This window comes from Azonexus caeni (assembly GCF_048146105.1).
In the GTDB taxonomy this organism is placed as follows: domain Bacteria; phylum Pseudomonadota; class Gammaproteobacteria; order Burkholderiales; family Rhodocyclaceae; genus Azonexus; species Azonexus aromaticus_B.
In genome coordinates, this window is record NZ_JBKJAD010000005.1 from 178,345 (window position 1) to 191,080 (window position 12,736).

General features: G+C 64.2%; 11 protein-coding genes. 1 reads left to right on the top strand and 10 read right to left on the bottom strand.

Annotated features, from left to right (window positions below; genetic code table 11):
* Positions 1–30 precede the first annotated feature (30 nt).
* Positions 31–1,980 (top strand): dynamin family protein, encoded by a 1,950-nt coding sequence (locus ACLIIZ_RS08305; RefSeq protein ID WP_416691637.1) that lies wholly within the window; start codon positions 31–33, stop codon positions 1,978–1,980.
* 13 nt (positions 1,981–1,993) lie between these two features.
* On the opposite strand, the gene ACLIIZ_RS08310 is transcribed toward ACLIIZ_RS08305, so the two are convergent.
* From ACLIIZ_RS08310 to ACLIIZ_RS08355, 10 genes are all read right to left on the bottom strand, one after another.
* Entirely contained in the window at positions 1,994–3,082 is a 1,089-nt protein-coding gene (locus ACLIIZ_RS08310) for a protein-glutamate methylesterase/protein-glutamine glutaminase (RefSeq protein WP_416691638.1), read from the bottom strand.
* Entirely contained in the window at positions 3,079–3,582 is a 504-nt protein-coding gene (locus ACLIIZ_RS08315; RefSeq protein ID WP_416691639.1) for a chemotaxis protein CheD, read from the bottom strand. Before ACLIIZ_RS08315 ends, ACLIIZ_RS08310 begins: the two co-directional genes overlap by 4 nt.
* A 9-nt stretch (positions 3,583–3,591) precedes the next feature.
* Complete coding sequence (locus tag ACLIIZ_RS08320; protein ID WP_416691640.1) at positions 3,592–4,410, bottom strand: CheR family methyltransferase; 819 nt, start codon at positions 4,408–4,410, stop codon at positions 3,592–3,594.
* Positions 4,411–4,489: 79 nt separating this feature from the next.
* Positions 4,490–5,047 carry a chemotaxis protein CheW gene (locus tag ACLIIZ_RS08325; RefSeq protein WP_416691641.1) on the bottom strand — a complete coding sequence of 186 codons (558 nt, stop codon included), beginning with the start codon at positions 5,045–5,047 and terminating at the stop codon, positions 4,490–4,492.
* Positions 5,048–5,065: 18 nt separating this feature from the next.
* On the bottom strand, positions 5,066–7,243 hold the full coding sequence (locus ACLIIZ_RS08330) for a HAMP domain-containing methyl-accepting chemotaxis protein (protein ID WP_416691642.1): 2,178 nt from the start codon (positions 7,241–7,243) through the stop codon (positions 5,066–5,068).
* A 58-nt stretch (positions 7,244–7,301) separates the two neighbouring features.
* The gene (locus tag ACLIIZ_RS08335) at positions 7,302–9,566 is read right to left on the bottom strand and encodes a chemotaxis protein CheA (protein ID WP_416691643.1); all 2,265 of its coding nucleotides are present in this window, start codon (positions 9,564–9,566) and stop codon (positions 7,302–7,304) included.
* A 6-nt stretch (positions 9,567–9,572) separates the two neighbouring features.
* On the bottom strand, positions 9,573–9,893 hold the full coding sequence (locus ACLIIZ_RS08340) for an STAS domain-containing protein (protein WP_416691644.1): 321 nt from the start codon (positions 9,891–9,893) through the stop codon (positions 9,573–9,575).
* Between the two features lie 14 nt (positions 9,894–9,907).
* Positions 9,908–10,276 carry a response regulator gene (locus tag ACLIIZ_RS08345; protein WP_416691645.1) on the bottom strand — a complete coding sequence of 123 codons (369 nt, stop codon included), beginning with the start codon at positions 10,274–10,276 and terminating at the stop codon, positions 9,908–9,910.
* Positions 10,277–10,289: 13 nt separating this feature from the next.
* Positions 10,290–11,483: a methyl-accepting chemotaxis protein gene (locus ACLIIZ_RS08350; protein ID WP_416691646.1), complete on the bottom strand. Its 1,194-nt coding sequence runs from the start codon at positions 11,481–11,483 to the stop codon at positions 10,290–10,292.
* 630 nt (positions 11,484–12,113) lie between these two features.
* The coding region (locus ACLIIZ_RS08355; protein ID WP_416691647.1) for an IS5 family transposase at positions 12,114–12,736 on the bottom strand (623 nt) is incomplete at its 5' end.

Below are 12,736 nucleotides of genomic sequence, written 5' to 3' on the forward strand. Positions count from 1 at the left end.
GATACTCGTACTGTCGCCGGAACCTCCGTCATGTCGCTTGCCAATCAATTTGCCGCCTATTCCGCCTGGCGGACGCTGCTCTCCAACGATATCGCCGAGTTCCAGCACTGGCTGGCGGACAATGAACTGTCCGACGGGCAGATCGACCTCCGCCTCTCGCAACTGCAGGAAAGACTGCGCGAAGACCGGCTCAACGTCGCCTTCGTCGCCGAGTTCTCGCGCGGCAAGTCGGAACTGATCAACGCCATCTTCTTTGCCGAGTACGGCAACCGGATGCTGCCCTCGTCGGCGGGACGGACGACGATGTGTCCGACCGAACTGCTGTTCGACGCCAGCAAGCAGCCCTGCATCGAGCTGCTGCCGATCCAGACCCGCGCTTCCAACGCCAGCGTCAGCGAGTACAAGCGCCTGGCCGACGAATGGACGCAATTGCCGCTCGATGGCGACTCGCCGGAAGACATGCAGGCCGCCCTGCGTCACGTCAGCGAGACGATCCGCGTCACCCCGGCGGAGGCCGGCGAACTCGGCTTCGAAGTCGGCAAGGGCGAAGCCGATCCCTACCGGATCGGCGCCGACGGGCTGGTCGAGGTGCCGCGCTGGCGCCACGCGCTGATCAACTTCCCGCACCCGCTACTCAAGCAGGGCCTGGTCATCCTCGACACGCCGGGGCTCAACGCGATCGGCGCCGAGCCCGAACTGACCCTGTCGCAACTGCCGAACGCCCACGCCGTGTTGTTCATTTTGGCCGCCGATACCGGCGTCACCCAGTCCGACCTGACCATCTGGAAGGAACACATCGCCGGCAGCGGCAACGCCCGGCGCGGCCGCATGGTGGTACTAAACAAGATCGACGGGCAATGGGACGAACTGAAGACGGCGGCGGCGATCGACGCCGAAATCGCCCGTCAGGTCGATAGCTGCGCCGCCATCCTCAACCTGCCGGCAACGCAGATCTTCCCGGTGTCGGCGCAGAAGGGCCTGGTCGCCAAGATCAACGACGACGCCGCGCTGCTCGCCCGCAGCCGCCTGCCGGCGCTCGAGGAGGCGCTGTCCGGCGAACTGATCCCGGCCAAACGCGAAATCGTCTGCGAAAGCACCGACGCCGAATTCGGCGATGTCGTCGCCCGCGTCCGCGCCCTGCTCGACTCCCGTTTCGCCGGCCTGCGCGAGCAGCTCGCCGAACTGGCCGAACTGCGCGGCAAGAACCGCGGCGTCGTCGAATACATGATGGGCAAGATCCGCGCCGAGAAGGAGGAATTCGAAGCCGGCCTGCAACGCTACTACGCCGTGCGCAGCGTCTTCTCGACGCTGACCAACAACCTCTTCGGCCACCTCGGCATCGACCGCCTGCGCCAGCTCACCGGCGAAACCCGCGAGAACATGCTCGAAGCCCGCTTCTCGAAGACCCTGTCGGACGCCATGGGCGGCTTCTTCGCCCGGACCCGCGAGGCGCTCGCCAAGTCGAACGGCGAGATCGCCGAGATTCTCGCCATGATGGACGCCGTCTACAAGAAGTTCGCCGTCGAACACGGCCTCAAGCTCGGCGCCCCGACGACCTTCTCGCTGCTCCGCTACGAGCGCGAGATCGACCGCCTGCAGGCCTGGTGCGACACCCATCTCAACACCGTCGTCACGCTGCTCACCCACGACAAGCGCAACATCACGCAGAAGTTCTTCGAGGAAGTGGCGATCCAGGTCCGCCGCGCCTTCGAGCGCGCCAACCGCGACGCCGAAGTCTGGCTGCGGGCAATCATGGCGCCGATGGAAACCCAGGTTCGCGAGCACCAGATCCAGTTGAAGCGCCGTCTGGAAAGCATCAAGCGCATCCACCAGGCGACCGACACGCTGGAAGACCGCATCGCCGAACTGGACAGCGTCGGCAAGACGCTCGAAGAGCAACTGGCGATGCTGGCCGACATCGAATACCGCGTCCGTGACCTGATGACGCCGGAACAGATGGCCGAACTGCGCGCCGCCTGAACGCGGCCCGCGCTCAGCTACCGAAGCCGACGATCTCGCGCGGAATCTGGTCGAGCGGCAATTCGCGGCCGACACCGCCGAGCTTGAACGCTTCCTTCGGCATGCCATAGACGACGCAGGTCGACTCATCCTCGCCGATCGTCGTCGCGCCGGCGTCGCGCATTTCCTTGAGGCCGCGGGCGCCGTCGTCGCCCATGCCGGTCATGATGATGCCCAGCGCGTTGCGGCCGGCGACCTGGGCCACCGAGCGGAACAGCACATCGACCGACGGCTTGTGCCGGTTGACCAGCGGCCCGTCGCGCACCTCGACCAGGTACTGGGCGCCGTTGCGGCGCAGCATCATGTGCCGACCGCCCGGCGCGATCAGCGCCAGCCCGGGGTGCACCCGGTCGCCGTCCCTGGCTTCGCGGATTTCCATCGCGCACAGCCCGTTCAGGCGCTCGGCGAACATCGCGGTGAATTTCTCCGGCATGTGCTGGACGATGACGATGCCAGTGGTCACCGCCGGCAGGCGAGAGAGCACCGCTTCGAGCGCCTGCGTGCCGCCGGTCGAGGTGCCGATGGCGACCACCCGGTCGGTCGTCCCGTACATCCGCGCCCCCTGGTGCGGGGTGCTGGCCAGCATGGCGTCGGCCGACTGCTTGGGCGCCACCGCCAGCGGGCTGCGCGCGGCGCCGGTCATGCTGCGCACGACGCGCATGTTGGCGCGCGCTGCCGACTTGATCGCCGAGATGATGTCGTTGCTCGAATCCTCGAGGAAGGATTTCAGGTTGAGTTTGGGCTTGGTGATGATGTTGATCGCGCCTGCCGCCAGCGCCTCCATCGTCACCTGCGCCCCCTTGTCGGCGAGCGACGAGCAGATGATCACCGGCGTCGGCCGCTCGGCCATGATCTTCTTCAGGAAGGTCAGACCGTCCATGCGCGGCATTTCGATATCGACGATGAAAACGTCGGGCCACTGCGCCTTCAGCTTGTCGATCGCGAAGACCGGATCCTGCGCGGTGGCGATCACCTCGATCGAGGGTTCGCGGCTGATCGCCTGGGTGATCACCTGGCGCACCAGCGCCGAATCGTCGACGATCATGACCTTGATCTTGTTCATTGTTGTTCCTTGGAAAAATCCTGGGCACCGGGCAACGCCAGCCAGACATGCCCGCTGGCGAGATCGAAAGTCAGCCGCCGCCGCCTGGTGCCACCGACGTGCTCGCGCGTCACCCGAAAGCCCTGGGCGGCCAAGGCCTGGCGTGTTGCCTCGACGTTGCGTTGGCCGACTTCCATGTTACCAGCGCTGCTTCCGGCGAACATATTGCCGCCGCCGAGGAGCTTGATTTGGCAATTGGCCGGCGCAACGCGACGCGAACGCAACTCGTACACGAAGCGCTCGATCGCCTCGTCGGCATAACGACAATCCGGCAACGAAGCCGGCGGCCGCGTGCGGCCCGGCAGCAGGATGTGACACATGCCGCCAAGGCGGTGCTGCGGATGCCAGACGGTAACGGCAACGCAGGAACCGAGCAGGGTACCGATGCGGAGCGGTGCCGATGCAAAATGGAATTCGCCCGGATGGAGGAAGACTTCCGGACGCGCGAGACAGGAGGACATGACGGCGACTCAGCGAGCGCGTTGATAGATGGTCGGACGCTGGGCAACGAAGTCGTCGGTGACACCGAACAGCGATTCCGAATGACCGATCACCAGATGCCCGTCGCGCTTCAGGTAGGGCATCAGGTTGGCCACCACCTTGCGCTTGGTCGGGTTGTCGAAATAGATCATCACATTGCGCAGGAAGATCAGGTCGAAGATGCCGATATCCTTGCGCGGCGTCAACAGGTTGTTGTGCAGGAAACGCACGCGCTGGCGCAGTTCGCGGACGATGAGCAGGGTGCCCGCCTGCTCGCGGATGCCTTTCAGGCAGTATTTCTTGAGCATCGCCGGCGGAATGCCGCTGATCCGGTCGAGCGAATAATGCCCCTGCTCCGCCTTGCGCAGCACGCGCGTGCTGATGTCGGTGCCGACCACTTCCCAGGGCGCTTCGCCCAGCGTATCGGCCAGCACCATGGCCATCGAATAGGCCTCCTCGCCGCTCGACGAGGCGGCGCTCCACACCCGGAAAGGCGTGCCCCGCGACTGGCTGGCGCAAGTGCGCAGGAAATCGAAATGCTTCGGTTCGCGAAAGAAATAGGTTTCGTTGGTGGTGATCAGGTCGATCATCAACTGCAGTTCGCCCGCGTTCTCTTTTTCCCGGACGAACTTGTAATAGTCGGCGAAACGGGTAAAACCGAAGTGCTTCAGGCGTTTGCCAAGGCGACCGACGAGCAGCACCTTTTTCGCATCCGCCAGGCTGATGCCGGCCAGCTCGAAAATCAGGCGCTGGAAATTGGCAAACTCGGCGGGCGTGATATCCACGCCGTCAGGTTGGGAACTGGGCATCGCGGCTTTCCGAAGGTGGTGTCGAACGGATATTGTGCACGCCGGGCTTGCCGCTGCAAACCCGGCGGCATGACCAGAGTCAGGCGACGGCGCCGGGTTCGCCCTGGTTGATGGCGGCGATCACCGCCACCTCGTCGAGCGACAGGATGCGCTCGACGTCGAGCAGGACGACGAAACGGCCGCCGACCTTGCCCATGCCGGAAATGAAGTCGGTGCGGATGCGCGTCCCGAAGGTGGGCGGCGGTTCGATATCGCCCGGCGCGATTTCCAGCACCTCGGATACCGCATCGACAACGACCCCCATCTGTTGAGCGTGGGCCCCCGCGGTCTCGGCAATCTCGATGATGACGATGCAGGTGCGCTTGGTGATTTCTCCGGCACTGCGGCCGAAACGCACCGACAGGTCAATCACCGGCACGACGGCGCCGCGCAGGTTGATGACGCCACGGATGAAAGGCGGCACCAGCGGCACCTCGGTGATCTGGCCGTACTCGATGATCTCCCGGATGGCGAGAATGCCGATGGCGAACATTTCCTCGCCGAGCAGGAAAGTCAGGTACTGCTGCTGCTCGGTGTCGCCGGCAACGACCGGCGGCTGGCCGGACGTTGCCTGAACGGGATGCAGGTTTTGAGTCATGGCGAACCCCCCGAGCGCTCAGAAGCGGGCAAAGCTGCTGTCATCGAGCGAGCCGGCGAAATTGGCCGGCGCCGCTTCGGCCTGACGACGCCCAGCGCTGCGCGTCGCCGGCGTCGATCCGCCACGCCGGTTGGCAGTGCCACCCGCAGCCCGGTTGCCGAGGTTGAAGAAGGCCATCAATTCCTGCAGGTTGCCGGCCTGCGACGACATCTCCTCGGCGGTCGCCGCCAGTTCCTCGGACGCCGACGCGTTCTGCTGGGTGATCTGCGACAACTGGCTCATCGCCGTATTGACCTGGTTGACGCCGACGCTCTGCTCTTCCGACGCGGCGGTGATTTCCTGCACCAGATCGGCGGTCTTCTTGGTCGCCGGCACGATCTCGTCGAGCAGCTTGCCCGCCTTCTCGGCCATGCCCACCGAATTGACCGCCAACTGGCCGATTTCCTGCGCCGCCACCTGCGAACGCTCGGCCAGCTTGCGCACTTCCGCGGCGACCACGGCGAAACCCTTGCCGTGTTCGCCGGCGCGGGCGGCTTCGATCGCCGCGTTGAGCGCCAGCAGGTTGGTCTGGTAGGCGATGTCGTCGATGATGCCGATCTTGCGCGCAATCTGCTTCATCGCGCCGACCGTCTCGCTGACCGCCTCGCCACCGGCCGCCGCCTTGCTGCTGCCATCGGCCGACATGCCGTCGGCGACCTTGGCGTTCTCGGTGTTCTGCTGGATCGACGAGGTCATCTGCTCGACCGACGCCGAGGTCTCCTCGACCGACGCCGCCTGTTCCGAAGACGCCTGCGACAGCGACTGCGCCGTCGACGACACCTGGACGGTGGCCGAGGCCAGCGTCTCGGCGGTGTTATTCACCTCGGAGATGGTCTGCGCCAGCTTGGCGACGGTGTTGTTCAGGCTCTGCTTGACCTGGTCGTAAGCGCCCTGATACTCGCGGCTGACCTGCTTGGTCAGGTCGCCTTGCTCCAGCGCCTGGGCAACGTAGATGGTGTCCTTGAACGCGGTATCGACCGTATCGGAAAGCTGGTTGAGCAGTTCGGACAGGGTCTTCGGGAAGCCGGCCTTGCCTTCGAGCGGAATCTTCACCGAGAAGTCGCCACGGTTGGCGGCAGCGGTGAGATCCTGAATTTCGCTGACGATGCGCTTGAGGTTGGCACGCAACTGCTCGATGGTGTCGTTGATGAATTTCTTCTTGCCCGGGAATTGCTCCAGCGGCGCTTCGAGGTTGCCTTCGCCGAACGCCTGGACGCAGGCCATCGCCTTCTTCTTCACCGCGATGTGGCCGAAGACCATCTCGTTGGTGCCCTCGGCCATCGCCTTGAACGAGCCCTGAAACTTGCTTTCGTCGATCTTGACGTCAATGTCGCCCTTGTCGTGCTCGGTCGACATGTGGCTCATCTCGTCGATCAGACGCTGGATCGTCTCGCTCATGTGCTTCATCGCCGCCATCAGGCTGACACTGTCGCCACTCTTCAACTCGATCTTGCTGCTCAGGTCGCCGGCGGCGATCTTGTTCGCCACTTCGGCCGCGAAGTCCGGCTCGCCACCCAACTGGCGCAGCAGGTTGCGGGTGATGAAGAGGCTCAGGAAGGCAACCGTCGCCAGCGTCAGCAGGACGATGACAAGGGCCAGGGTGGTGGCGCTGTCGCGGGTCGCGGCAGCTTCGGCGGCGGCCTTCTTGGCCAGCTCGTGGTTGTAGTCGAAATGCTCGTTCATCACCTGGTCGACCTGACGGGCGATGGCGGCGTTCTTCTCGAGCAGTTCGGGGGCCTGTTCGTTCTGGTTCTTGCGCGACAGTTCGAGGACGGGCTCAATGCCGGCGACGAACTGGGCAAAGAGCGCCTTTTCCTGTTCGTAAATGGCCCGATCGCGGTCGTCGGAAATCGCCGACGCATATGCTTTCAGGGCATCTTCCGTCAGTTTCAGGCTTTCCTTGATCGTCTGCTCGATGTCCGCCATCTTGGTCGAGTCTGTGTTCATGACGTGGCGATCGATGCGGATGCGCAGGCGGGCGAAATTCGACCTGACCGCATCCAGCGTGGCCATACTGGGCACTGAATTGACCGAGGCGTAGTTGGCGGCGTCGAACACCTTGCTCATCTGCTGGTAGTTGAGCGTGGCCAGCAGCAGGATGCCGAGCAACGCGGCGCCAGCAAGCAAGATCATTTTCTTGGCGACGGTGAGTTTCATGAGAGTCTCCGATTCAGAAACGGTGGGGTGAGTTGTTGGTGGAGTAAGGACAGGCCGCTCAATCGACAGCGGCCAGGTGGTTGATCTGGCTGGCGCGCCGGCTTTCCCGGCGACTGACCCGGCTGACCAGGCCGGGAACATCAAGGATCAGGGCGACCTGGCCGCTGCCCAGAATGGTGAAACCGGCGACGCCCTGCAGGCCGTTGAAGACGGCGCCGAGCGGGCGGATCACGGTCTGGTATTCGCCCTGCAGCGCATCGACGACGAGGCCGGCACGACGCCCCGCATAATTGACGACGACGACGTTTTCGCGCAGCACCGGTTGCAGCAGGAAGGCCAGTTCCGCGTCAACCTCGGGCATCCCTTCGGCCAGTACCGTCGGCTCCGGCGCGGCCGGCTCGGGCATGTCGAAGAGTTCGCGCAGACGGATGAAGGGCAGCACTTCGCCGCGCAGGTTGAGCTGGTCGCGCCCCTGCGCCGCCTTCAACTCGTCCTGAGAGAGTTCGACACATTCGACGACCATCTCCAGCGGCACGACGAAGGACGAGTTGCCAACACCGACCAGGAAACCGTCGATGATCGCCAGCGTCAGCGGCAGACGGACGCGGATCGTCGCGCCGAAGCCTTCCTCGCTGTCGATCTCGATGCTGCCGCGCAGCGCGGTGATGTTGCGGCGCACGACGTCCATGCCGACGCCACGCCCGGACAGGTTGTTGACCTGATCGGCGGTGGAGAAGCCAGGTTCGAAGATCAGCGCGTGGATTTCGTCGTCGCTCAGTGTCTGCTCCGGCTTGACCAGGCCGCGTTCGATCGCCTTGGCGAGGATCTTCGCCTTGGGCAGGCCACCGCCGTCGTCGCCGACCTCGATGACGATGCTGCCCGAATCGTGGTAGGCGTTCAGGCGCAACGTGCCGTGCGCCGGCTTGCCGCGGGCGAGGCGGACGTCGGCGGCTTCGATGCCGTGGTCCATCGAGTTGCGCACGAGATGGGTCAGCGGGTCGCCGATCTTCTCGATCACGGTCTTGTCGAGCTCGGTTTCGGCGCCGGAGATTTCCAGGCGGATGTCCTTGCCGAGGTCGCGCGAGACGTCGCGGACGACGCGCTGGAACTTGTTGAAGGTGGCGCCGATCTGCACCATGCGCAGTTGCAGCGCCGAATCGCGGATGTTCTCGACGAGCCGGTTGAGCAACGACGCGGCTTCCAGCAGTTCGGCCTGGCCACTGCCCTGGGCGGCGAGGTTGATGCCGGCGCTGGCGATGATCAGCTCGCCGATCAGGTTGATGTGTTCGTCGAGCTTGTCGGCATTGACGCGGATCAGCGCCGCGTCGCCGGCCTTGCTTTCCTTGACCTGCTTCTGTTTCTGCAGCGCAGCTTCGACCACCGCCGGCTGGACGACGTTGCGGGCGACCAGCACGGCGCCGATTTCGGCCCCGGCAACGCCTTCCTGGCGCGCGTCGGCCTGAGCGCTGAGCGCCTGTTCCAGTTCGTGGCGGGTCAAGGTGCCGCAGCGGACGAGGATTTCGCCGACGCGCATGTCTTCCTCGGGCAGGCTGAGGATCAGGTCGAGGTATTGCGAGACCTTGCTGTGCGGCGGCAGGATGCGCACCTGAGCGTCGTCCTGGACGAATTCGAAGGCGCCTTCAATGGTCGCCTTGTCGGCCGTGCTGCGGTAGTTGATCTCGAAACCGAGGTAGCAAGCTTCGGGGTCCATCTCGGCGGCGCGCGGGATGTCCTCGCTCAGGGTGACGATCGAGGCAATCTCGCCGAAGGTCGTCAGGTAGCGAATGAAAGACAGCGGGTCCATGCCGTTCCTGAGGACATCCCGGGAGAAGCGCAGCGAGATGTGCCAGTTGTCGGTCTCGACACCTTCGCCGCCGCCTTCGCGGGTCAGCGGCGTGGCGTGCTCGACGACCTGGGCGGCGGCTTCCGGCGGCGCGCCGTGGATCGCCTTGAGCCGGGCGATCAGCGCCGTCGAGCGCTGCTGTTCGTCGTCACCGGGCGCACTGCCGGCAGCGAGGTGGTCGATCAAGGTGCCGATGTGATCGCCCACTTCCAGGAAAAGCGCCACCAACTCGTCGTCCATCGCCAGCACGCCGGCACGGACTTCGTCGAGCACGTTTTCGGCGGCGTGGGTAAAGGCGACCAGATGATCAAGACCGAACAGGCCGGCCGAACCCTTGATCGTGTGGGCGGCGCGGAAGATCGCGTTGATCAGGTCGCTGTCGTCCGGCGCCTGTTCGATCTGGAGGAGCGCGGCCTCCATGTTGTCGAGCAGTTCGCGGCTTTCGATGACAAAGGTCTGCAGGGCGTCGTCAAGATTCATGGTCGCTCACTCGGAAGAACGGATCAGCAGGGGATCGCCGAATTGGCCGGCCAGGGCACACAGGTCGATCAGTTCGAGCACCGGATCGCTGTGCCGGACGAAGCGCACTTCCTTGCCGAGGGTGGCCGCCTCGCGCTTGGCCATCAGCATCAGCTGGAGGCCGGCACTGTCGATCTCGGTGACGCCGGAGAGGTCGACATCGCCACCCGCGCCCTCGGGAATGGCGGCGATCAAGGCCAGCAACTGCGTCTTGCAGTCCTCGGCGGTGAAGATCGTGAATTCGCCGACGATGTTCAGGGCGGGGGGAATTTCGGCTGCGGCAGTCATCGCGCGCTCCCGGCTCAGGGCAGGATCAGCTTGGAGACGGCGGCAAGCATCTGCGCCGGCACGAAGGGCTTGACCACCCAGGCCTTGGCACCGGCAGCCTGACCGGCCGCCTTCTTGTCGGCGCCGGCCTCGGTGGTGAGCATGATCACCGGCGTGAACTTGTAGGCCGGCAATTGCTTGGCCGCCTTGACGAAGCTGATGCCGTCCATGTTCGGCATGTTCACGTCGCTGATGATCAGGTGGATCTTGCGCCCGTCGAGCTTGCCCAGCGCGTCCTTTCCGTCGCAGGCTTCGAGCACGTCGTAGCCGGCGGCCTTGAGGGCGATGGCGACGACCTGGCGCAGCGACGCCGAGTCATCGACGATGAGGATGGTTTTGGCCATGTTGTATCTCCAGTCAGAAGAAAGTGATGCCGGATTCTTCCGGCGCCCGGCGCGCAGCATTGCCGCGATGGACCGCGTGCTGCTCCGGCGTGGTGTAGGTTTGCGACAGTTCGCTCAGCCATTGCTCGGCGTCGATCGAACCGCCCTGGGCGACCTCCTGCCGGCTGTCGCCGATGTGCGTGTGCAGCTTGCCGATGTCCGAGCTGACGTGGCCGAGCATCTGGCTGACGCGATCCTGGAACTGCAGGGCGACCAGGACCTCGGCCACTTCCTGGGCCACTTCCAGATTCTGCTGGCGCAGCGCCGCGGAAGACTCGGAGAGGGCGGTCGCCGCGCCGCTGAAACGCTCGACGACGCTCTCGATGACCGCCCCGGAGTGATTGACCAGCGCCTCGTCCTGCTCGGCGTACTGGCGGGAAACCCGCTGCGCCTCGGCGATCGCGTGGTTGACCGTATCGACGGTGCGGCTGATCTTCATCCCGGTGTCGCCGGAGAGCGTGGACAGCTTGCGCACTTCGTCGGCGACCACCGCGAAACCGCGCCCGACGTCGCCAGCGCGGGCCGCCTCGATGGCGGCGTTGAGCGCCAGCAGGTTGGTCTGCTTGGCGATTTCGGCAACTTCCCTGGCCATCCGGCTCAACGTCTCGGTATGACTGGCCAGCGCGCCAACTTCAGCGAGCAGGCTTTCCTTGGTGCCGAGCGCGGTGCGCAGCGAAGCGATGATGGCGTGCAACTCGTCCTGCGCCGAATTGAGCAGTTGCAGCAGGTTGCCGTCGCCGGCCGCGGCCTCGCTGCCCGCGGTTGCCTGCTGCAGGCGTTGCGAGATGTCGGCGAAGCGGGTGCTCAGCGAAACCGCGGCGTCCTCGGTATGCGAGCGGGCGGTTTCGATCTGCCCGGACCAGATCGGCAGCAGATCGAGACAGAGCCGGTCGAGACCGCTCAAGCCCTGTTGCGCCAGGCGTTCCGTCTCGTCACGGCAAGCAGCGCTAGCTGCCTCGTAGCGAGCGGCATGCGCCCGCGCCTGGCGGGACAGCGCAAACCAGCCGAGCCCCAGACAGGCGAGCAGGAAGCCGCCGGCAATCGCCGCCTCGGCCAGCGAGCCCGGCATCATGGCGACAACGCCAAGCAGGCCGATGAGTCCGATCGGCCAAAGGTCGATGGGGCGGGCGTGAACTGCCGGAAGGGGCGATGCTGAGTCCTGCCTCATGGTCCAATTCCTCGGTTGCACAAAAGTAAAAACATCTCTGATTAGGTAACGCAAAACAACAGCGCCATAATACTATTTTTAATAATAGTGTCAAATATATTATTCGACGCCATGAATTTTTTGCGCGCGCCGGTACGCTCGCCAGACAAGACGGGGACGAAGAAGAGACACGAAAAAGCCTTGGACAGCGTCGAAAAAAGGCGTGAGATTCCGCCAGGCGTGGCGCGACGACAGCCTTCCGGGGCACCGCAGGGCACACCGGGGAAACTCAGGATCTGTCGAGGCGGGCAGCGCGGAATCGAGACGGCTTCGGGAACGCTGCGCTTGCCGCGCCGCTGCGCTATGTGTCGCTGATGAAGTTGCCTTGAACCATTGTCTTACCCCGCATCACGATTTGTCTTGTTCTGATTGGCAGCGCCACCGCCTTGCCCGTCAGCCTTCGAGGGCGGACTGGGTGCGAACCACTATAACGAAGGTAATAAACCGGTGCAATGGTTTTCCCTAGGGAAACGCTGAACAATTCACCGAGCCCTGGAGAATGAAGCAGGTGAAGGTGATTTGAGCGGGAAGTGGGCTGATTTTTGTGGTCCGGTACGGGGATTCTCGTGGCATTTTGTTCATTTTCCGTTTTCAGGACGCACCTTGGGTGTTGGCCTCGAGTAGCCAACGACGTGCCAGCACCAGATTGGCAAAGCCAAACAGCGAGAAGAGCTGAGCCGTGTTCTTGGCCAAACCACGGTAGCGCGTCTTGCGATGACGGAAGAGGTTCTTCACCACATGGAACGGATGTTCGACCTTGGCACGGATACTGGCTTTGGCGTGTTCGATCCGTTCAAGCAGATCTCCCAGCGACGTCCCCGGCAGGGCCTTGCGCTTGCCCGGACGCATCGCCACATGCCAGGTCACCGGGACTTCCTGACTCTCTGCCCGCTTCTCGATACCTTGGTAGGCGGCATCACCAAAGGCATCGGTTTCGTCACCATGCAGGAGCGCCTGGGCCTGAGTGATGTCGCTCACGTTGGCGGCGGTGCCAATGACCGTATGCACCAATCCGGACTTGGCATCGACGCCGATGTGCGCCTTCATCCCGAAATGCCATTGACTGCCTTTCTTCGCCTGGTGCATCTCTTCATCCCGTTTCCCTTCCCGGTTCTTGGTCGAGGGTGGCGCGGCGATCAGGGTGGCATCGACTATCGTGCCTTCACGCAGCAACAGACCTTTCTCGGCCAGATGCGCGTTGATGGTATTGAAGA

Coding starts and splice junctions, on each gene's coding strand:
- ACLIIZ_RS08305 (WP_416691637.1), top strand. CDS start 31: ATGTCGCTTGCCAATCAATTTGCCGCCTATTCCGCCTGGCGGACGCTG.
- ACLIIZ_RS08310 (WP_416691638.1), bottom strand. CDS start 3,082: ATGAACAAGATCAAGGTCATGATCGTCGACGATTCGGCGCTGGTGCGC.
- ACLIIZ_RS08315 (WP_416691639.1), bottom strand. CDS start 3,582: ATGTCCTCCTGTCTCGCGCGTCCGGAAGTCTTCCTCCATCCGGGCGAA.
- ACLIIZ_RS08320 (WP_416691640.1), bottom strand. CDS start 4,410: ATGCCCAGTTCCCAACCTGACGGCGTGGATATCACGCCCGCCGAGTTT.
- ACLIIZ_RS08325 (WP_416691641.1), bottom strand. CDS start 5,047: ATGACTCAAAACCTGCATCCCGTTCAGGCAACGTCCGGCCAGCCGCCG.
- ACLIIZ_RS08330 (WP_416691642.1), bottom strand. CDS start 7,243: ATGAAACTCACCGTCGCCAAGAAAATGATCTTGCTTGCTGGCGCCGCG.
- ACLIIZ_RS08335 (WP_416691643.1), bottom strand. CDS start 9,566: ATGAATCTTGACGACGCCCTGCAGACCTTTGTCATCGAAAGCCGCGAA.
- ACLIIZ_RS08340 (WP_416691644.1), bottom strand. CDS start 9,893: ATGACTGCCGCAGCCGAAATTCCCCCCGCCCTGAACATCGTCGGCGAA.
- ACLIIZ_RS08345 (WP_416691645.1), bottom strand. CDS start 10,276: ATGGCCAAAACCATCCTCATCGTCGATGACTCGGCGTCGCTGCGCCAG.
- ACLIIZ_RS08350 (WP_416691646.1), bottom strand. CDS start 11,483: ATGAGGCAGGACTCAGCATCGCCCCTTCCGGCAGTTCACGCCCGCCCC.